This window comes from Paenibacillus sp. FSL M7-0656, from assembly GCF_038003225.1.
In the GTDB taxonomy this organism is placed as follows: domain Bacteria; phylum Bacillota; class Bacilli; order Paenibacillales; family Paenibacillaceae; genus Paenibacillus; species Paenibacillus amylolyticus.
This window is the reverse complement of record NZ_JBBOOT010000001.1, coordinates 3,687,056-3,707,041: the sequence shown is the minus strand read 5'-3', so window position 1 is coordinate 3,707,041 and position 19,986 is coordinate 3,687,056. Positions and strand designations below refer to the sequence as shown.

The following is a 19,986-nucleotide window of genomic DNA, read 5'->3' as shown; positions in this document are numbered from 1 at the left end:
TCATGGAGGTGTGCTGAATGAATGTAGAAAAACTTTTTGCCGAATCGCCGGAATTCGAAACACAGCGGTTAAAGCTGCGACGCCTTGCGATGGATGATCTCGATGAATATTATGCATTTGCCTCTGATCCCCGAGTGAGTCAGCAAAGCTTGTGGAACTGCCATGAGACGGTGGAGGATTCAATTCAATATATTCAGCGGGTGCTGGATAATTATGAACAGAAAACGGTACATATCTGGGCTTTTGTTTTAAAGGAAACAGGGACCTTGATCGGGAGGGGTGGCATTTTTCATCTCAACGAACCCATGCAGAGTGCTGAACTAGGGTACGCGATAGCCAGCAGTCACTGGGGTAAGGGGCTCGCAGCAGAAGCGATGCAACCCATCGTGGATTATTGCTTTCAGGAATTGGACTGCAATCGGTTGGATGGGAAATGTAATGCAGGCAACATAGGCTCTGCACGCGTAATGGAGAAGCTGGGCATGTCGTACGAAGGTTTGTTACGCAAACAGTTGAAGATCAAAGGTGTATTTACGGATCAAAAATTGTACTCCCGTATCCGGGATGATCTATAATACTTCCAATGACACATAGGGTACATCGCAGAAATTGAAGGAGGCGGAACCATGATCTATAGTATTATTTCCCGTTCGTTGTGGGAGCAAGTGTCAAAAGGGACTGAGTATGCACCAGATAGCCTGGAGACAGACGGATTCATTCATTGTTCCACTAAGGAACAGATCCCATGGGTAGCCGGGCAATATTATGCAGGCCGTACAGATCTGTTATTACTTAGTATTGATGAGAAGGCGTTGAAGCCGGAACTGGTGTATGAGGATCTCTACGAATTGAATGAACTATATCCACATATCTATGGTGAGCTCAATCTGGATGCGGTTCGCAAAGTCATTCCATTAGAACCGAATGCAGACGGTACATTCTCATTTCCTGAATAAAATAACATGTGACGTATCTTTCTGAACGTGATCAGGGGTCATATTACTTTTCCGAAGGGTGGTTAACGGATGGATATGAATCAGGTTTTTCTGGAGACAGTGGAGAAGCAATTCTTGTATTACAAGCAGCTCGGGGAAAAAGCCATGGCGCAACTGGAGTCCGAGCAATTGTTTCAATCTTGGAATGAAGACGCGAACAGCATTGCGGTAATCGTAAAACATCTATGGGGCAATATGCTGTCCCGTTGGACGGATGTACTGACAACAGATGGTGAGAAACCGTGGCGTGAACGGGACGCCGAATTCGTGAATGATATTTCTTCCCGGGAAGAGTTGCTCTCCAAATGGGAAGAAGGCTGGAATTGTCTACTCGAATCCATTCGTTCATTTACCCCGGAACAATTGTCTCATATCATATATATTCGGAATGAAGGTCATACCGTCATGGAGGCCATTATTCGGCAATTGGCGCATTATCCGTATCATGTTGGGCAGATTGTATTTGCCGCGAAAATGCTTAAAGAAACAGCTTGGGACAGTCTCTCGATTCCGAGAAATGGGTCAGATCAATATAACGGCGGCAAATTTGCCAAACCGAAGGCACGCAAACATTTTACAGAAGATGAACTTCATATAGAAAAAGGTGAGGAACAACAATGACTCAAATTGCATTGATTCGCCATGGAAGTACAGCGTGGAATAAGGAAAAACGTTCGCAGGGACAGACGGATAATCCGCTGGATCAGGAAGGCAGGGAACAGGCGGTATTACTTGCCGCGAGACTGGCCGACGAATCCTGGGATGCCATCTATGCAAGTGACTTGGAACGTGCAAGTGAGACAGCTCGCATCATTGGTGATCGCTTGGGCATTCAGGAGATTCATCTGGACCCTAGACTTCGCGAGATGGGCGGAGGACAGGTCGAAGGAACGACGGAAGAGGAACGGTTAGCCAAGTGGGGAGCGGATTGGAGTACTCTGGATCTTGGACGGGAGCTTGCAGATGCAGGGACTGTTCGAGGCAGTGCGGTGCTTGAAGATATTGTACAGCAGCACCCCGATGGAAGAGTGATCGTTGTCAGTCACGGAGCCGTTCTGCGGAATACACTGCGAGGTCTGGTGCCTGAACTGGATATCAGTGTGAAGCTGTCCAACACATCCATTACCCGGATCGCCAAGAATGAGAATGTGTGGCAATGCGAACTGTACAATTGCAGCGTACATTTGGATTCGTCCAGGGAGTCTTAATAGATGGATGCTCTGACGTTAAAACAAAAATTACAGCATATTCAGTCGTCTAATCATTCCATTGATCACGAGGAACAGCCTTACGAATTGGCACTGCATATGATGAAGCATATTGGTAGTACTGATCCTGTCCTGCGGGATGAATTGATCTATGTTGCGTTTGCAACATGGATTGGACAGGGTGTATTTTCGGAAGATCAGCTAAGGCATATGTTGCAGTTGGCGCTGGACGATCAGCACCTGTTCTATGGGATCGGAGAGCAGGGGACGGATAGTGTGTTTACGCGGACGTTCTCCGTATTGTTACTGCCTCCCATTCTGAATGTGGATCGTCAGCGTCCTTTCCTGGACAAAGAGGATATCGCAGGGATTCATCATCGGTTGACTACATATCTGGAACGTGAAAAAGATGTTCGCGGCTACGCCGATAACAAGGGCTGGGCGCATGCCCCTGCACACGCGGCGGATGCGGTTGAAGACTTGGCACAATCACCATATCTGGAGCGAACGGATCTGCTGGAACTTCTGCATGCACTCGCTGTAAAAATAACGGAATCAAGTGTGGTTTACATCCATGATGAAGATCAGCGAATAGCGCATGCTGTGATTACCATTCTGCGTCGCAATCTGTTGGAGCCAAAGGATATTACGACGTGGATCGATTCCCTTCATCAAGGAGACCAGGCGGTGAACAGATCACTTCTGGAAACCAGTCATAGGAACCTGAATGTGCGTCTGTTTTTGCAGACACTGTATCTTGCGATACGTACAGAAGAAGATGAGCCGTTTCCGGCAGTTTGTTCACTGGTATTGCAGGCATTGGAGAGAGATAAATAACGATACGCTAAACGTTTGGAAAAAGGGGAGATGGCGCATGACCAAACAGCCGTATTCATGGACGGAAGAGATCTTATCTCCGCTGGGTGAGACAGCGGTTATCATCCAGTGTGGAGATCAATTGTCTGACCCTGTGCAGCGCAGAGTGATGTCTGTATGTGCTTTGCTGGAAAAAAGCACTCTGCCGGCCATGATCGAATGGGTGCCTTCATATACGTCCGTTACAGTATTTTATGATCCGTTCATCTCCTCTTACCCTCAGTTAAGCAAGATTCTGCTTCAGCAGTTGAATCAAATGAAGGAATCCGTACAATACAAACCCAGAACGGTCACGATTCCCGTATGTTATGGTGGTGAGTGGGGCCCTGATCTGGACTATGTTGCCAGTGAACATGGACTGACCGCAGAGGACGTTATTGCGATTCATACATCCGGGGAGTATCTCGTACATATGATTGGATTTGCACCGGGTTTTCCGTATCTCGGCGGGTTGTCTGAACAGATTGCTACGCCCAGACGGGCAACGCCAAGGCTTCGGGTTGAGGCGGGCACAGTAGGTATCGGTGGCAAACAGACGGGAATCTATCCGGTGGACACACCCGGAGGATGGCAATGTATTGGACAAACGCCACTCCGGTTGTTTCGGCCGGAAGAGAACGTGCCGAGTTTGCTGGCAGCAGGTGATCGGGTTCGATTTGAACAGATTACGATGCAGGAGTATCTGGCGTTGAAGCAGAAGGAGGGCGAACGATGAGTATTGAAGTGATTCGCCCTGGCCTGTTATCTACCGTTCAGGATGAAGGCAGAACCGGTTATCGCCGGTATGGTATTCATCCTGGGGGAGTCATGGACACCTTTGCAGCCAGAGCAGCCAATATGCTTGTGGGCAACTCCCGACATGCGGCAGTGCTGGAGATGACGATGACGGGGCCAGAGCTTCGATTTCGGGAGAGCCAGCTAGTCTCATTATGTGGAGCTGATTTGACGGCAACGGTGGATCATCTGCCTGTACCCTTGTGGCGTCCGGTGCTGGTGCGGGCTGGAAGTGTACTGAAGTTTGGCCACTGTCGTCATGGCTTGCGTGGATATCTGGCGATTGCGGGTGGAATAGCTGTGCCTGAAGTGATGGGCAGTCGAAGTACAGACCTCAAGACAGGTCTTGGTGGTGTGGAGGGCCGAGCCTTGCGCGTGGGGGATCTGTTATCCATAGGTGAACCTTCTGGTGAAGCGCAAGGTTGGATGCAGCGTATGGAGCAGCAGGTAAAGCAGAGTGAGCGGGACCACCGAATATTGGCGCCTGCGTGGCTTTTATCTGAACGTGAAAGACCTGACTATTATGGGCAACCTGTTATTCGTGTGATGGAGAGCAAGGATAGTTCGCTGTTCAGCCAAGAAAGTCTGGGACAATTCTATGCCGAAAAATACGTGATCTCTTCACAATCCGATCGGATGGGCTATCGCTTGCAAGGCTCCAGACTGGAGCTGGATCAGCCCCTGGATCGGCTGTCTGAAGCCGTTACCTATGGCACGGTGCAGGTGCCACCGGATGGACAGCCCATCATCTTGATGGCAGACCATCAGACGATCGGAGGTTATCCTGTCATTGCACAGGTAGCTCGGGTGGATATGCCAATCCTGGCTCAGACTAGGCCAGGAACCCGAATTTCTTTTAAAAAGGTTACGCATGATCAAGCCCGTCAGTTGTACATGGAACAGGAACGCAACATGCAGCTCATCGATAAACTGATACGCAGGAGAATGGCAGGAATGGGGGGCGCTTAATGAATACCTCGAAAACCTTGGATATCAATTGTGATCTGGGCGAAAGTTATGGTATATATCGCACGCTATCCGATGAGTCCATTCTACCCTTGATTACATCAGCCAATATTGCCTGCGGGTTTCATGCAGGAGACCCGGCTACAATGCGGCTGACGGTAGAGAGGGCATTGGAGCATCAGGTGGCAATTGGAGCCCACCCCGGGTTGCCGGATTTGCAAGGGTTTGGCAGAAGACGTATGGACATTACGCCACGGGAAGCATATGACATGGTGGTGTATCAGATTGGTGCGCTGGATGCCTTTGTCCGGGCAAGCGGAGGGCGAATGCATCACGTAAAACCACATGGTGCCTTATACAATATGGCCGCAGAAGATGCGAAGCTTGCTGAAGCCATCACCGAGGCGATCTATCAAGTACAGCCTGAACTGTATCTGTATGGTCTGGCGGGCAGTGAGCTGATTCATGCCGCGGATCGCATCGGTCTGCGTAGTGTGAGCGAAGTGTTTGCGGATCGAACCTATGGGACGGACGGAAAGTTAACTCCTCGCAGCCAAGCTGGAGCCCTCATTGAAGAATCGGGAAAAGCGATTGCTCAAGTGTTTCGGATGGTGAAAGACGAAGTCGTTGTATCCACGGATGGTACGTTGGTTCCCATTAAGGCAGAGACGGTCTGTATCCATGGTGACGGAGCATATGCTCTCGCATTTGCTCAAGAGATTCGTCGTGTGTTGGAATCGGAAGGCATTAAGTTATCCGCGCATACCACGGGATGATACGAATGTTCAGCAGAACAATAGTAGTATCAGGTTGTTCATATTGAACTTTGAAATTTTAGAATGACAAGGAGTGGATCAACAGAATGAAACCCATACGCAACTCGGCGAAAGCTGTCATTGTACAGGATGGACGATTGCTGGTCATCCGGCTGGAAGACCAATATGGTACCGCTTATGTGTTCCCAGGTGGAGGACAGGAGAAAGGTGAAGAACTCAAGGAGGCGGTCGCACGTGAATGTCTGGAGGAGATTGGTCAGGCCGTGAATGTGGGAGAGCTGTTACATATCCGGGAGTATATCGGAAAAAATCATGAATTCGCCGAGTGGGATGCAGATATCCATCAGGTTGAATTTTATTTTGCGTGCAGCCTGATCGATCCGGAGGCAACCGTTTTTGAAGGCTCCAATCCAGATGACCACCAAGTCGCCGTGGAATGGATTGCACTTGAAGACCTGTCCAACATTCGTTTATATCCAAAAACAATTGGCGAATTGCTTCTTAAATCAGGCTCTTCTTCAATCTATCTTGGAGATCTGAATTAAATTAACCATGAAGAAATATCGTGCTAACCCCTTTATGTAAACATTTTTATAAAGAACTTTTCCAATTTTGTCACGTTAGCGTATCGGTTCATGGATTCACCATAGGTGAGGTGGGTACACTATAAGTACAGGCTTATTACACCTAACGTAAGTTGACTGTACTTATACACAGCAACGGAGCGGATAAAACCTAAAGAAATGAAACCTGCAAAGTTAAGTACAGGTTTCTGTTTGAACTTTAGCTTACCCACTCCTCAAATTGGGAGAACAGTAGACGTAGTGGAGGGGACGGAATCGATTCTGAGGAAGCAAAGCGTTCGCCTTTATCCCCGGATTTTCCCTTTGAGAAAAGGGAATCAAAAAAATCCGGGGATAACAGCGATCCAAAGAACGATCCGTACCCGCAACGGCCTACATAGTCCTTCCAACATTCCCCCAAACCGAAAGGAGCACTTCCCATGAACCAGACTGAATTGGAACAAAACATTGTAAAAGCATTGGAAAACAACCCTTTTTGCAGTTTCTCCACTGTGGAGAATGGTAAACCGAAATCCCGCTATATGGCGCTTTTCAACGATGGACTGAACATTCATCTGGCAACGAACCGCCGTACACACAAAGTAGAGGAACTGGAGAATAATCCGAATGTTAGCCTGCTACTAGGTTATGAGGCTGGTGGTTCCAAGGAAGTAGTTGAGATTGAAGGAACCTGTGAAGTGACAAAGAACGAAGGCTTGCGTGAGCAAGTGTGGAACGATGAACTGAAGGCGTGGTTCGATGGACCTAATGATCCGAACTATGTCATTCTGGACATCACCCCGGCTCGTATCGAATATACAGGGAAAGATCATGAACATCATGTGTGGGAACAATAATCCGAATATGAACATAACCTCTGCAAAGTAGCGTCCTTATGCGAAAATACGCGCAGAGTTTAATCCAACCGTGAAAGCCATTAAGGTTTCACGGTTTTTGGTATGGATGAATAACGCTGAATTGGATATACATGTAAGGCACATGTAATATACGTATTTTAAAGATAATAAGCACTAAATACCTACTAAAATGTTGAAAAAAATGTCGAAATCACGCATGATAATGTAAACTTACCTAGGTATGTGCGGGTAATGTAAAAAATAATGCTTTTCAATGACTGAACATTGCGTTATGATTTGGAATGTAAACGACAAGCACAGACATAAATAGATGTTCATGTGAGATAAACTTACCTGAAATTCCGATGCATGTCATCAGAGCGTCAGTACGCACAACCCATGAAATCTATCTTTTTTCTGCGCTCTTCGTTTGCCCATTAATACATGATTCAATGTACATAACCGGGAGGGGTTATTTTGAAAATGAGAAAAAAAGTATTATCAAGCCTGACTGCCGCTTTGGTTGCATTAAACGTGCTTGCGGTATTTCCGGTACCTGTGTCGGCTGCGGATGCTGCCAAAGTTAAACTGCGGATCATGGAGACCACAGACATTCATACCAATCTGGTTAACTATGATTATTATTCCGACAAAGAGACAGACCAATATGGACTCGCTAAAACAGCAACACTGATTAAGAAAGCCCGTGACGAAGCGAAGAACAGCCTGCTGTTTGATAACGGGGATCTAATTCAGGGGAATCCGCTGGGAGACTACACTGCCAAAATTGATCCACTGAAAAAGGGTGAGACTCACCCTGTATATAAAGCGATGAATCTGCTCGATTATGATGCAGGTAACATCGGTAACCATGAGTTCAACTATGGTCTGGACTTCCTGGACATGACGCTGGAGGGAGCGAACTTCCCTTACATTAATGCCAATGTTTATGTAGACGATGGTGATGATGATGAGACAAATGACAAGAACTATTTCACACCGTATGAGATTTTGGATAAAAAAGTAACGGATGAGACTGGCAAAGAACATACGATCAAAGTAGGTGTGATCGGATTTGTACCGCCACAAATCATGCAATGGGACAGCGCTAATCTTGAAGGTAAAGTAATCGCCAAAGACATTATTGCTACCGCGAAAAAATTCATTCCTGAAATGAAAGCCAAAGGTGCCGACATTATTGTAGCTATTCCTCACTCCGGATTTGAGGAAATTCCTCAAACGGATCTGATGGAGAACTCCGTTCTGTATCTGAGCCAAGTTGAAGGCATTAATGCTATTCTGTTTGGACATGCCCACAAAGTGTTCCCAAGTGCTGATTTTGCCGGCAAAAAAGGGGTAGACCTGGAGAAGGGCACCATTAACGGCGTTCCTGCTGTAGAGCCAGGATTCTGGGGGGATCACCTGGGGATTATTGATCTGGATCTAGAACAAGTGGATGGCAAATGGAAAGTGGTCGATTCCAAAACGGAAGCACGCCCAATCTATGACACAGCCAACAAAAAACCACTGGTAGAGGCTGATCAGGATATCATTGATGCGGTTCATGAAGAGCATGAAGGTACATTGGAGTATGTTCGTGGTCCGGTGGGCGAAACGACTGCACCCATCAACAGCTTCTTCGCTCTGGTTCAGGATGATCCATCCATTCAGATCGTAACGAATGCACAGAAATGGTATGTCGAAAAACATATGCAAGGTACGGAATATGAGAAAATCCCTGTATTGTCCGCAGGTGCACCGTTCAAAGCCGGTGGACGTTCAGGCGCTTCGTATTACACGAATATTCCTAAAGGCACCATTGCCATCAAAAACGTTGCTGACCTGTACGTGTATCCAAATACGGTACATGCTGTAATGGTTAACGGCGCAGAACTGAAAGAATGGCTGGAATGGTCTGCAGGCCAGTTCAACCAGATCGACCCGGCTAAAGGTGGACAACAACAACTGATCAACAATGACTTCCCAACGTACAACTTCGATGTTATCGATGGTGTAACGTATCAGATTGATGTGACACAACCAGCCAAGTATGACGGCAAAGCAACCGTTGTAAATGCATCGGCAAGCCGGATCAAGGATCTGAGCTTTAACGGTAAACCGATTGACCCAGCGCAAAAATTCATCGTAGCGACGAATAACTACCGTGCTTCTTCGTCCAAGCTGGCTAACCCGGACGGTAAACGTATCGTTCTGGCTGCACCGGATGAGAACCGTCAAGTGATCATCGACTACATCCGTGAGAATAAAACGATTAATCCGGCAGCGGACGGCAACTGGTCCCTGGCACCAATTAAGCCATCTGCTGGGTTAACCGCAGCAGCGCTGAACGATCTTGAAGTTGTGTTTGCTTCTTCCCCGGATGCAAAAGATCTGGTTGAAGCAAACCCGGCGATGTCTTTCATTGGTACAAATGATGATGGTTTTGCTGAATACGGCATGAAATTGACTGGAGAAGCAACAACAACTCCGAAACCAGGTACGGAGCCTGCTCCTACGCCTACAAAGCCAACTAAACCTATGGAGCCGACTACTCCAACCAAACCAACGACCAAGCCACAGCCTGAGAAACCAGCGGGCGGCAAAGTGGTATATGTGGTGAAAAAAGGCGATAACTTGTACCGCATAGGTTTGAAATATGGTGTAGACTGGCGCAAGCTTGCGACAGCTAACCAAATCTCAAATGTGCATAACCTGAAAGTTGGACAGAAAATCGTGATTCCCGCTTCTTAAAGTTTAATAAGTTGAGGGAGACCGACAGTCATCAGACTGTCGGTCTTTTTTTCTGCAAATTTGAATATATTTGTTCCAAGAACCGTCATACAGGAAGTCATCAAAACAGTAGAGATTAATTTTAAGACCCATGATATAATATTTACAAACTTTGGGTATATACAAGTGAACATTAATGGACATGGAATCTAAATTGGCAAGGGGGGTCCTACATGAATTGCAGTGGCTGCAGTCCAATCTATCCTATAGAGGGCCAAGGTACCTTGTACTTGCGTCCCATTTCCCCCGCTTTGCTGGAAGCGCTACAAACGCCGGGAAGACTTATCGAGACGTCGGATGACATGATGTGGATGGATTTTTCGAATCTTGAGACGGTTCAAAATTTAATAAAAGAGATCGGCGAAATTGATCCGACATTACGTGATTCCCTAACCGTTCAGATTATGCCTATTTACGAACAGGCTAATGAAGAAAGCTGGATTAGTCTAACCATGCAGGAGTCCCGTTTCAAACATGCGGAGCTTGTTTCCATTATTCTGGAGCATCAATTCAGCAGTCATATGCAACCCATCGTTGATGCATCGGAGCAGATTATCGGATATGAGTTTTTGCTTCGTCCTGCGGAGAATGGAAAATCCTTCAGTTCCTATGAATTATTTGAAGTTGCGCGTGAGACCGGACTACATTCTTTTCTGGATCGATTGGCGCGTATTACTGCTATTGAGACCAGTGCCCTTTTTTTGCCGCATGGTGTCAAACGCTTCGTAAATTTCCTGCCTTCCTCCATATACAATCCCGAATATTGTCTGACACATACGTTTGAAGCGATTGAACGCCTTTCGCTGGACCCCAAAGATTTTGTGTTTGAAGTCGTGGAAACAGAGCAGATTCAGCATATGCCTATCTTGCAGCAAATCTTTGAGGTATATCGTTCCCGTGGAATGTCGGTTGCACTGGATGATGTGGGTGCCGGATATTCGACAATAGAGTTGATGAATCGGTTAGAACCGGATTTTGTCAAAATAGATCGAAGTCTTATTGATCGTTGTGATCAGGATTCGACCAAACAAGAGAAAATTCTTCATATTGTTGAGATGTCGAGTCGATTTGGAGGGCAAGTCCTTGCCGAGGGGATCGAACGAATGGAAGAGTTTGAATTCTGTCGTTCCATAGGTATTGAGCTTGCACAGGGCTACTATTTTGGTAAACCCTCTGCGCAACCCCCAGGCGGTCCTTACTCTAATACTTCATCTAATTCATGGAATAATTAGTAACCTGTACCTTGTACAAGTCGCTTCTGATCAGAGGTGGCTTGTTTGGCGTGCCTGCACATTTTTCTCTCAAATAAATACCCTCATTTAGCCGATATATAAGATAAGCCTTTTAGATTGATCCATACATACAAAGAAAGAGGGCATTTTTACATTTTGAGGGGGAGAAAGACATGAGTGAAACTCAGGATAATAAACCAATGAAAGCAGCGAAACCTACCAAACCAAAACATAGTCAAAATAAAAAGAAGAAAAAGAAAGGTTTTGTCTGGAATATAAGGAACAAACTATTGGTCTCCTTCCTGGCCGTTCTACTCCTGCCAAGCTTGGCAGTCGGCTTAATCACACTAACGATGGCTGAAGATGGCGTACAAGGACAATTAGTGGATAGTGCCATGCAAAGTGTGAGCACTGCCAATACCATTGTAGAAAGCCAAGTGAATTACAAGATTCATGACATTAACTATTTCGCGGATGCTCTTGATCCGAGCCTGATCAAAGGGGAGAACGATAGTCCCGAGCTTCAGTTGAAGCTGGAGCAATATCTGGGCTTGCATCCCGATGCCATGAACATTTTTGTAGGAACAACAGACGGAGTTATGGTTCGAGGTAAACCAACAGCGAGCAGCACACGGGGAGATGCTTATGATCCTAGGGAGCGGGAATGGTACAAACTAGCGATGGAAAAACCAGGTACAGCTGTTGTATCAGCGGTGTCTGTTAATACCGATGGTGTTGCCGTTGTGTTTATCTCCAAAACATTAAAGGATCAATCCGGTGTCATCGGGTTATCTCTGGACCTGACAGACCTGCAAGAGCAGACATCCATTAAGGTGGGCAAAGAAGGCTACGTCATTATTATGGATGCAAACAAAAACTATGTCGTATCCCCTGTAGCAGATGCAGGTACGCCGGAAACGAGTGGCTTGCTGGATGAGATGTATGAAGGTCCAGAAGGTCAATTCGATTACGTGTTCAACGATCAGCCGAAGATGATGATTTTTTCAACAAATGAAGCAACAGGCTGGAAAATTGCCGGCACGATGCTCAAGAGTGAAGTAACTAATGCAAGTAAGGATATTCGCATGGCCACATTTATTGTTATTCTGGCGGCTACGTTCCTTACACTCCTCTTTATTATATGGTTTACACGCTCCATGCTGCGTCCAATTAAACGACTGCAGGAATCTGCCAGAGCCGTGAGTAAAGGTGACTTGACCGTGAAAATGGAAACAGGGCGTAAAGATGAAGTCGGAGAACTGGCGAAGTATTTTGAACGTATGGTCGATAACCTGCGGATGATGATTCTGGGCGTACAGGAAACGACAGAGCAGGTATCTGCTTCTTCTCAAGAGTTGTCTGCCAGTGCAGAACAAACTACCAAAGCGATTGAACATTCAACACTGGCCATTCAGGAACTGGCTGAAGGTGCAGAGCAGCAGGTAAACAGCGTGAAAGACGGATCGGGACAGATGAGCCGAATGGCAGAAGATGTTCGAATGATGTCGGAGCGTGTACAATCGATTACGGCAAATATGCGGCATACGTCCGGAGCGGCTTCATCTGGGAATGAGGCAGCAGGACAGGCTGTGGAGCAGATGAACAGTATCCAGGAAACGGTGGAGCAGCTGGGAACGGTGGTTCAATCTCTGAATGCCCGTTCCGTTGAGATTGGTAGCATGGTTGATGTTATTGCATCCATCTCCAAGCAAACTAACTTGCTCGCATTAAATGCTTCTATTGAAGCAGCAAGAGCGGGGGATGCGGGTCGTGGGTTTGCAGTTGTAGCTGGTGAGGTACGCAAACTGGCAGAAGAATCCGGAAGTTCGGCAGCGCAGATCGGTGAGGTGGTTCATAATATCCGTCAGGACATGGATGCCGCTCTAATCGCTATGAATGCGGCTCAGACCCGGGTAGGAGAAGGAATTCAGGCCGTGAATACGTCAGGACAATCCTTTGCTCAGATTCGGGAGGCGGTGGAAGATGCTGTTCATACATTGGATGACTTGTCCGCAACAACGAAGCAACTGGAGAGCGGTGCATCCCACGTTGCCAAGGCGATGAGTGATATTTCGAATGTGACCCAGGAATCGGCTGCGAATACAGAATCCGTGTCGGCATCTTCGCAAGAACAACTGGCATCGGTAGAAGAGATTGCATCATCCTCGGCACATCTGAATAGCATGGCAGAACAATTACAAGGACTGCTTGGCATGTTCAAGATGGTGGAGGATACACCGAAGGATAAGGGTAAAGAATAAATTCTAAAATTAGGAACACCATAACTTACCACACATTTTATATTAAAAGAAAATAAAGATAGACAATATTCCTGTTGCCCTGTATAAATATATCGTCTGGTCATTCCGCGCATAGAGCGGTGTAATCTTACAGTATAAGATTGAATTAACGAAATAATATATTGATACAGGGTACAGCAGGAGGCTCTATGGTATACGTAGCAATACTGATTTTTGTAGTAACGATCACCTTGGTGATCTGGCAACCTCGTGGATTGGGTATCGGTTGGACTGCCTCGGGTGGGGCATTACTTGCCCTGTTGTGTGGAGTCGTCAGCTTAAACGATGCCTCGGATGTGGCATCTATTGTATGGAATGCAACTCTGGCCTTTGTCGGCATTATTATGATTTCGCTCATTCTCGACGAGACGGGTTTCTTCGAATGGGCTGCCCTTCATATGGCAAGGCTGGCTGGAGGAAACGGTCGCAGACTGTTCTTCTACTCCATTCTGCTGGGAGCCGCGGTGTCTGCCTTGTTCGCGAATGACGGTGCCGCGCTCATTCTGACGCCAATTGTGCTGGCCATGGTGCGTGCATTGAAGTTTGATGAGCGCATGGTGTTGGCTTTTGTGATGGCGAGTGGGTTTATTGCCGATACAACGTCGTTACCGCTGGTCGTCAGCAATCTGGTTAACATTGTTTCGGCCGATTTCTTTGGCATTACATTTGTGGAGTATGCTGTACGCATGGTTGTGCCCAATCTGTTCTCAATCGTAGCGAGTACGGGGATGTTGTTCTTGTTTTATCGCAAAAGCATACCCCTTCGCTACGACATCTCCGCGGCACGTGACCCGAAGGAAGCAATACGTGATCCACGGATGTTCCGAATCGCCTGGTTCATGCTTGGGCTGTTATTGGTTGCCTATGCATCCAGTGAGTTTCTGCCGATTCCCGTGTCGGTTATCGTTGGCTCTGTTGCGTTGCTGTTCGCTTTGTTGGCACGCAAGAGCGAGGCTGTTGATCTGAAACGGGTAATTAAGGAAGCGCCATGGTCGATTGTGGTGTTCTCGGTGGGCATGTATATCGTCGTATATGGACTGCGTAATGCAGGGTTAACGGATCATCTGAGCCGCTGGCTGGATGCCATAGCAGAGCATGGTCTGCTGGCTGCTTCACTCGGGATGGGCATCATCGCTGCTGTATTATCATCGGTGATGAACAACCTGCCGACCGTGTTGATTAACCTGCTAGCCATCCAGGGTGCACATACTGAAGGTATCATTCAAGAAGCATTGATCTATGCCAATGTCATTGGTTCCGACCTGGGTCCCAAAATGACCCCGATTGGATCACTTGCCACATTGCTGTGGCTGCATGTGTTATCCCGTAAAGGTGTGAAGATCACATGGGGGTATTATTTCAAAGCAGGTATCATCCTGACGATCCCGACACTTTTGATCACGTTGGCCGGATTGGCGTTGTGGCTATGGATTATAGGTTAGTACAATCGTAATTACATTTGGAACCAGAACAAACCGTTAAGGGCCTAGTGTAGGTAGTGTTTGTAGGGATCGCGTTTATTGTTATGGATGTAGTGGTACTATACACACAAACCAACCTTTTTAGAAGGTTGGTTTTTTTGTGTTCTGTTTTCCTTCCCAAACGATTCTTAAATAGAATACTAACTTAGAATTTAAAAAAAGTGGGTATCATAAACGAATACACGATCACTTCCTAACTATTAGGAAAGAGTATAGGCTTGGTGGATATAAAGCGCTTGCATTAGTATGTGTGTAAGGAGGAAAGCCAAATGAGAAAACGTTACATTAAGCTATTAGAGCATTTAAAACAATCTGAGCATGATTTTGTGAGTGGAAGCGAATTAGCTAATCTATTTGATGTAACGACTAGAACGATTCGCAATGACATCAAAGAAATGAATGAAAATTATTTAGATAAAGCAATGATTATTGGAAATACTCGCAAAGGATACAAATTAGTCGGGGATTTATCCAGCCTGTATAAAAATGAAGATGATGACGAAGAAAGAGCATTTCATATTATCAAAGCACTGTTATCGCAGACTGATTTTATTACGTATGAGGATCTGGCTAGAACGCTTTATTTTTCGACTCAAACGATCCGTAAAGACGTGCAAAAATTAGTGCAAACGATTCAAGCAGAAAAGCAGAACATCGAAATTGAAGCGATTATCTTCCAAGGTATCCGGCTTAAAGGAAGCGAAGTTGAGAAACGGATTTTGCTCAAAAAACTAGTCACTACCGATTGTCTCAAACACATGCCGATAGACGAAGCACTGCAATACTATTTTGGCGATTGGTTCAACGAATCTTCTATTCATTTTATCTACGCTTGTATTGAAGAAGAGGTTGCCAAGTATAATTTATTGCTAAGTTTTCAAGAATTATTCTCGATCTGTGTGAATGTTTTGATCAGTCTTAAACGAGTAAGTCTTACACAAAAAATAACTGAACAGGATATGAGGTTGGATCATACAAGCTTTGAAGAATTAAAAATAGCCCAATCTATTCTGATCCGTCTGGCTCAAGAAATGGATATCCCTTTTGATGAATATGAGTATCAGTATTTAGGTTACCTGCTGATCGCATTGCAGATCTTACCTAAAAAGAATGAAGAAATCGGGCATGAACACGTGAATGAAATGGAACAAAAAATCAAATCAGTGATCCAAAAAGTTGGAGAGCAATATGGATTCATCAGCTACAAAAACCAAGAGTTACTTGATCGATTATTAGCTCATATTACCAAATCATTATACCCATTAAAGTATTATTTCCCTGTCGAAAATCCTTTTATTGCTCAAATAAAATCAGAATATACCAATGCTTATAATGTCGCAGTTGTGTTGGCAAAAGAATTGCAATTTTGCTTAAATATCAAAATACCCGAAAATGAAATCGGTTACTTGACGTTACACATTATGGGCATTATTGAGAACTCTCAAGATAACAGAAAACGGATTGCTATTATTTATGGCAAAAATCTATTAGTCGGCAAGCTATTGGAGCGTAAGATTAATCTCTATTTTCCGAATATTAGAATCGATAGTCTATTAGCTAATCATGAAATACATCTTCTTCCCGAAGGAATTGAAACGATTATCACAACGAGCGAGATTGCGGAACAACAGCAGTTAAATGTACAAAATATCATTCTGGTAAGTGAAATGATTACAAGTGATGATATGAAGAATATTTCGATTCAGTTAAATCGTGGACTACTCAAATATTATTTATCACCAGATGATGTTTTTTTCCTAAATGAAGACAATCCAATTGATTTGTTAAAAAAACTTACAGAACTAGGCGATATTCAGCATTTATATACCAGTATTGTGGAAAGAGAAAAAATGTCGAGTACCAATATTGGGAATTTGGTCGCGATGCCCCATCCATTTGATTGTGGAGATAACAAAAAACTACGTGTACTGGTAGCGATTAATAAGCAGAAAATGCTATGGGGTGATCAGATGGCGCAGATCATTTTTCTGTTTATTCCGCCGAAAAATCAGAAGGTGAATAACACCAAATTTTTCGAAGAAATTTACGATGTGTTTAAACAGACCAATATGACAGAAAAACTACTCCATATCACCAATTACGATGAATTTTTGGAAGTCTGGTCTTCCAAATAAATCTAGGAGGAATTCAAATGTTAATTAATATGAAGGATTTACTTAAAGTAGCGTATGAAAATAAATTTGCAGTCGGATCATTTAATGTAGCCAATAGCGAGTTCGTCAAAGTGGTCATTACAGCCGCAGAGGAGCAGAATTCGCCTGCAATTATGCAGATTCACCCGAATGAAATTGATCTAGTCACTGATGGGTTTATAGCTTATGTGCGAGAAGCGGCATCCAAGTCCAAAGTACCGTTTGTTATTCATCTGGATCATGGAGCGACGATCAAAGATATTACGCGTTCGATTCGCAATGGGTATACATCAGTCATGATGGATGCATCTCATTTACCTTTTGAGGAGAATATTGCGGCAACCAAGGAAGCGGTTGAACTGGCTCATCTGGTCGATGTATCTGTAGAAGGTGAACTAGGCACGATTGGGAGTAATGAAGGCAGCTCGGAAGGTGGGGCTGACGAGATTTTGTATACGAATCCAGAAGAAGCGGCGATTTTTGTAGAACAAACAGGTATCGATACACTTGCTGTTGCTGTAGGTACTTCACATGGTATTTATCCTCAATCCAAAGATCATTCGATCAAAATCGATCGTTTGAAACAAATTCATGAAAAAGTAAAAATTCCGTTAGTGCTGCATGGTGGATCAGATAATCCTGATGAAGAGATTAGAGAAGCAGTAAAGCATGGGATAGCGAAGATCAATTTATCAACCGATATGAAGCGAGCATTCTACAACCAATTAAGAGCGACACTCGATGCGAATCCGAAAGCATATGAACCGGATCAACTGATGCCTGAGGCGACCAAAGCGGCAACAGAACTGGTGAAGAAAAAAATGGATCTGTTCGGTTCTACAGGTAAAGCATCCCTTTATAAACTGGGAGAAATTTAAGAGGAGAGATCCATCATGAAGATTTCTAATGTCTTAAAACCAGAAAATATCATATTAGATGTCACCGCTACGACCAAAGCCGAATTAATAGATGAATTGTCGCAAAAGTTAAACGATAACGGCTATTTAAGCGATATTGAGCAATTTAAAAAAGATATCTGGGCACGTGAAGAACAGGTTCCTACAGAAGTGGGATTCGGAATAGCCATTCCACATGCCAAGTCTACTGGAGTACAGTCCCCTGCCATTATTATGGGCAGATCATTAAGCGGTATTGAATATAGTACCGAATCATGTAATTTATTTTTTATGATTGCAGTCGATCAAAGCTCTTCATCAGAGCATTTGCAAACATTATCCAAAATTTCGACCTTTTTGATGGATGAACTATTTAGAGCTAAACTTATCCTTGCTCGAGATCAAGAAGAGATTGTCCGTTTATTTGAACAGGCAGAAGAGCAGGATGCGCAGGCACTTCAACGTCCTAAAAAGTATGATGGCAAAAAAGTGGTTGGAGTTACAGGCTGTCCTACAGGAATTGCCCATACGTTTATGGCCGCGGAAGCATTGAAAAATGCGGCCAAGGAACTCGGTGTACACATTAAAGTGCAAACCAATGGATCAACAGGTGTTGGAAATCAATTGACTCCTGAAGATATTGCTGAAGCTGATGGTATTATTGTGGCGGCAGATGTCAAAGTCGATATGGATGTTTTTGGCGATCGTCCAGTGATCAAAACCTCTGTCAAAAATGGAGTCCATCATGCACAAGAGTTAATTGAAGATGCGATTGCTGGAAAAGGTGTCGTTTTGAATCAAGGCAACAGTACTCTTAAAGAAGCAAAAGAAAAAACACGTTTAAAGCAGCCTAAAATATACAGCCATATTATGAATGGTGTATCCTTTATGATTCCTTTTGTAGTGGCAGGCGGTATATTGATTGCGCTTTCGTTTATGTTTGGTATTCATGCGGCTGACCCAAATAGCCCGGACTATAATGCTTTCGCCGCTTTTTTAAGTACAGCAGGGGGTAGTGCTGCTTTTGCATTGATGGTTCCTGTATTAGCAGGGTATATTGCATATAGTATTGCTGACCGTCCAGGATTGGCACCTGGTATGATTGGTGGGATGCTGGCAACTATTGGAGGTTCCGGCTTTTTGGGAGGTATGCTGGCTGGATTTATCGCCGGTTATACGATCATAGCTCTGAAAAAATTAGTCAAAGGCATTCCTGACTCACTGCAAAGCCTGTCACCTGTGCTGATCTTGCCATTAGTAGGTTCATTTATAACCGCCTTGATTATGTATTTTGTCATCAACAGTCCGATGGCTTGGATCAATGAGTCGTTACAAGGTTGGCTAAATGGTTTAACAGGTTCTAATGCTATTTTATTAGGAGCACTTCTGGCAGGAATGATGGCATCTGATATGGGAGGGCCGATTAACAAAACAGCATCTGCATTTGGACTGGCGATGTTCGCCAATCAAATCTTTGAACCTTCTGCTGCTCTGATGGTTGGAGGTATGGTTCCGCCACTGGGTATTGCATTAGCTACAACATTATTTAAGAATAAATTTTCAATCGAAGAACGTAATGCAGGCAAAGCCGCTTATATTATGGGTGCATCGTTTATTACAGAAGCCGCGATTCCGTTTGCCGCAAATGATCCCTTGCGAGTTATTCCATCCAATATTGTAGGTGCAGCGATTGGTGGAGGAATGTGCATGGCTCTAGGCATTTCGTTACAAGCTCCTCACGGTGGAATCTTTGTTATTCCCATTGCGGCAAGTAATCCATTATTGTATATTGTCTGTATTTTAGTTGGTTCCATCATTACAGCTTGTATGATTGGATTGTTAAAGAAACCTGTATATCAACCAAAAAGTAATTCAAGCGACCCGTCAGATAAAAAAGCCTTAACAACTATGAAATCTGCATAAATTCTCTAACCACCTGGTGCCATGCACTGGCTGTGAGGCAGTTGATTGTTCTATATAACGGATTGATTCAATATCTACATTAAGTATTTACACAAGGCCAGCCTTTTATAGGGCTGGCCTTTTTTGCCTACTTCCCAGGCAGGAGATTGAAATGCCTGAGATCCAACGAGCGCTGACACAGCGAAGGGAACGGAAC

17 protein-coding genes are annotated in these 19,986 nt (G+C 44.8%); all 17 read left to right on the top strand.

Annotation, left to right across the window (positions count from 1 at the left end; genetic code table 11):
• The first annotated feature begins 17 nt into the window (after window positions 1-17).
• A complete protein-coding gene (locus MHI01_RS16310; protein ID WP_340983630.1) occupies window positions 18-575 on the top strand; it encodes a GNAT family N-acetyltransferase in 558 nt (185 codons plus the stop codon).
• 51 nt (window positions 576-626) lie between these two features.
• A complete protein-coding gene (locus tag MHI01_RS16305) occupies window positions 627-956 on the top strand; it encodes a DUF952 domain-containing protein (RefSeq protein WP_339190107.1) in 330 nt (109 codons plus the stop codon).
• 69 nt (window positions 957-1,025) lie between these two features.
• On the top strand, window positions 1,026-1,616 hold the full coding sequence (locus tag MHI01_RS16300) for a DUF1572 family protein (RefSeq protein ID WP_340983629.1): 591 nt from the start codon (window positions 1,026-1,028) through the stop codon (window positions 1,614-1,616).
• Window positions 1,613-2,203: a histidine phosphatase family protein gene (locus tag MHI01_RS16295; RefSeq protein ID WP_036616758.1), complete on the top strand. Its 591-nt coding sequence runs from the start codon at window positions 1,613-1,615 to the stop codon at window positions 2,201-2,203. The genes MHI01_RS16300 and MHI01_RS16295 overlap by 4 nt, the downstream gene beginning before the upstream one ends.
• A 3-nt stretch (window positions 2,204-2,206) precedes the next feature.
• A complete protein-coding gene (locus MHI01_RS16290; protein ID WP_340983628.1) occupies window positions 2,207-3,040 on the top strand; it encodes a DUF2785 domain-containing protein in 834 nt (277 codons plus the stop codon).
• Between the two features lie 37 nt (window positions 3,041-3,077).
• Complete coding sequence (pxpB, locus tag MHI01_RS16285) at window positions 3,078-3,794, top strand: 5-oxoprolinase subunit PxpB (protein ID WP_315372434.1); 717 nt, start codon at window positions 3,078-3,080, stop codon at window positions 3,792-3,794.
• The gene (locus tag MHI01_RS16280) at window positions 3,791-4,822 is read left to right on the top strand and encodes a 5-oxoprolinase subunit C family protein (RefSeq protein WP_340983627.1); all 1,032 of its coding nucleotides are present in this window, start codon (window positions 3,791-3,793) and stop codon (window positions 4,820-4,822) included. The genes pxpB and MHI01_RS16280 overlap by 4 nt, the downstream gene beginning before the upstream one ends.
• Window positions 4,822-5,595, top strand: coding sequence for a LamB/YcsF family protein (locus MHI01_RS16275; protein WP_340983625.1), 774 nt, complete (start codon window positions 4,822-4,824; stop codon window positions 5,593-5,595). The genes MHI01_RS16280 and MHI01_RS16275 overlap by 1 nt, the downstream gene beginning before the upstream one ends.
• An 86-nt stretch (window positions 5,596-5,681) precedes the next feature.
• The gene (locus MHI01_RS16270; protein ID WP_340983624.1) at window positions 5,682-6,140 is read left to right on the top strand and encodes an NUDIX domain-containing protein; all 459 of its coding nucleotides are present in this window, start codon (window positions 5,682-5,684) and stop codon (window positions 6,138-6,140) included.
• A gap of 458 nt (window positions 6,141-6,598) precedes the next feature.
• Window positions 6,599-7,015: a pyridoxamine 5'-phosphate oxidase family protein gene (locus MHI01_RS16265; RefSeq protein WP_017690978.1), complete on the top strand. Its 417-nt coding sequence runs from the start codon at window positions 6,599-6,601 to the stop codon at window positions 7,013-7,015.
• A 477-nt stretch (window positions 7,016-7,492) separates the two neighbouring features.
• Window positions 7,493-9,766, top strand: coding sequence for a bifunctional 2',3'-cyclic-nucleotide 2'-phosphodiesterase/3'-nucleotidase (locus MHI01_RS16260; protein WP_445744901.1), 2,274 nt, complete (start codon window positions 7,493-7,495; stop codon window positions 9,764-9,766).
• 212 nt (window positions 9,767-9,978) lie between these two features.
• A complete protein-coding gene (locus tag MHI01_RS16255; RefSeq protein ID WP_076253863.1) occupies window positions 9,979-11,037 on the top strand; it encodes an EAL domain-containing protein in 1,059 nt (352 codons plus the stop codon).
• 173 nt (window positions 11,038-11,210) lie between these two features.
• Window positions 11,211-13,298, top strand: a complete 2,088-nt coding sequence (locus MHI01_RS16250; protein ID WP_340031737.1) for a methyl-accepting chemotaxis protein — start codon at window positions 11,211-11,213, stop codon at window positions 13,296-13,298.
• 188 nt (window positions 13,299-13,486) lie between these two features.
• The gene (locus MHI01_RS16245) at window positions 13,487-14,779 is read left to right on the top strand and encodes an arsenic transporter (protein WP_340983623.1); all 1,293 of its coding nucleotides are present in this window, start codon (window positions 13,487-13,489) and stop codon (window positions 14,777-14,779) included.
• Between the two features lie 308 nt (window positions 14,780-15,087).
• Window positions 15,088-16,953, top strand: a complete 1,866-nt coding sequence (locus MHI01_RS16240; protein WP_340983622.1) for a BglG family transcription antiterminator — start codon at window positions 15,088-15,090, stop codon at window positions 16,951-16,953.
• A gap of 17 nt (window positions 16,954-16,970) precedes the next feature.
• Window positions 16,971-17,849, top strand: a complete 879-nt coding sequence (locus MHI01_RS16235) for a ketose-bisphosphate aldolase (protein WP_036616777.1) — start codon at window positions 16,971-16,973, stop codon at window positions 17,847-17,849.
• 15 nt (window positions 17,850-17,864) lie between these two features.
• Window positions 17,865-19,790 carry a PTS fructose transporter subunit IIABC gene (locus tag MHI01_RS16230; protein WP_340983621.1) on the top strand — a complete coding sequence of 642 codons (1,926 nt, stop codon included), beginning with the start codon at window positions 17,865-17,867 and terminating at the stop codon, window positions 19,788-19,790.
• The last annotated feature ends 196 nt before the right edge of the window (window positions 19,791-19,986 follow it).

Coding starts and splice junctions, on each gene's coding strand:
- MHI01_RS16250 (WP_340031737.1), top strand. CDS start 11,211: ATGAGTGAAACTCAGGATAATAAACCAATGAAAGCAGCGAAACCTACC.
- MHI01_RS16310 (WP_340983630.1), top strand. CDS start 18: ATGAATGTAGAAAAACTTTTTGCCGAATCGCCGGAATTCGAAACACAG.
- MHI01_RS16235 (WP_036616777.1), top strand. CDS start 16,971: ATGTTAATTAATATGAAGGATTTACTTAAAGTAGCGTATGAAAATAAA.
- MHI01_RS16295 (WP_036616758.1), top strand. CDS start 1,613: ATGACTCAAATTGCATTGATTCGCCATGGAAGTACAGCGTGGAATAAG.
- MHI01_RS16290 (WP_340983628.1), top strand. CDS start 2,207: ATGGATGCTCTGACGTTAAAACAAAAATTACAGCATATTCAGTCGTCT.
- MHI01_RS16230 (WP_340983621.1), top strand. CDS start 17,865: ATGAAGATTTCTAATGTCTTAAAACCAGAAAATATCATATTAGATGTC.
- MHI01_RS16275 (WP_340983625.1), top strand. CDS start 4,822: ATGAATACCTCGAAAACCTTGGATATCAATTGTGATCTGGGCGAAAGT.
- MHI01_RS16280 (WP_340983627.1), top strand. CDS start 3,791: ATGAGTATTGAAGTGATTCGCCCTGGCCTGTTATCTACCGTTCAGGAT.
- MHI01_RS16300 (WP_340983629.1), top strand. CDS start 1,026: ATGGATATGAATCAGGTTTTTCTGGAGACAGTGGAGAAGCAATTCTTG.
- MHI01_RS16240 (WP_340983622.1), top strand. CDS start 15,088: ATGAGAAAACGTTACATTAAGCTATTAGAGCATTTAAAACAATCTGAG.
- pxpB (WP_315372434.1), top strand. CDS start 3,078: ATGACCAAACAGCCGTATTCATGGACGGAAGAGATCTTATCTCCGCTG.
- MHI01_RS16255 (WP_076253863.1), top strand. CDS start 9,979: ATGAATTGCAGTGGCTGCAGTCCAATCTATCCTATAGAGGGCCAAGGT.
- MHI01_RS16305 (WP_339190107.1), top strand. CDS start 627: ATGATCTATAGTATTATTTCCCGTTCGTTGTGGGAGCAAGTGTCAAAA.
- MHI01_RS16270 (WP_340983624.1), top strand. CDS start 5,682: ATGAAACCCATACGCAACTCGGCGAAAGCTGTCATTGTACAGGATGGA.
- MHI01_RS16265 (WP_017690978.1), top strand. CDS start 6,599: ATGAACCAGACTGAATTGGAACAAAACATTGTAAAAGCATTGGAAAAC.
- MHI01_RS16245 (WP_340983623.1), top strand. CDS start 13,487: ATGGTATACGTAGCAATACTGATTTTTGTAGTAACGATCACCTTGGTG.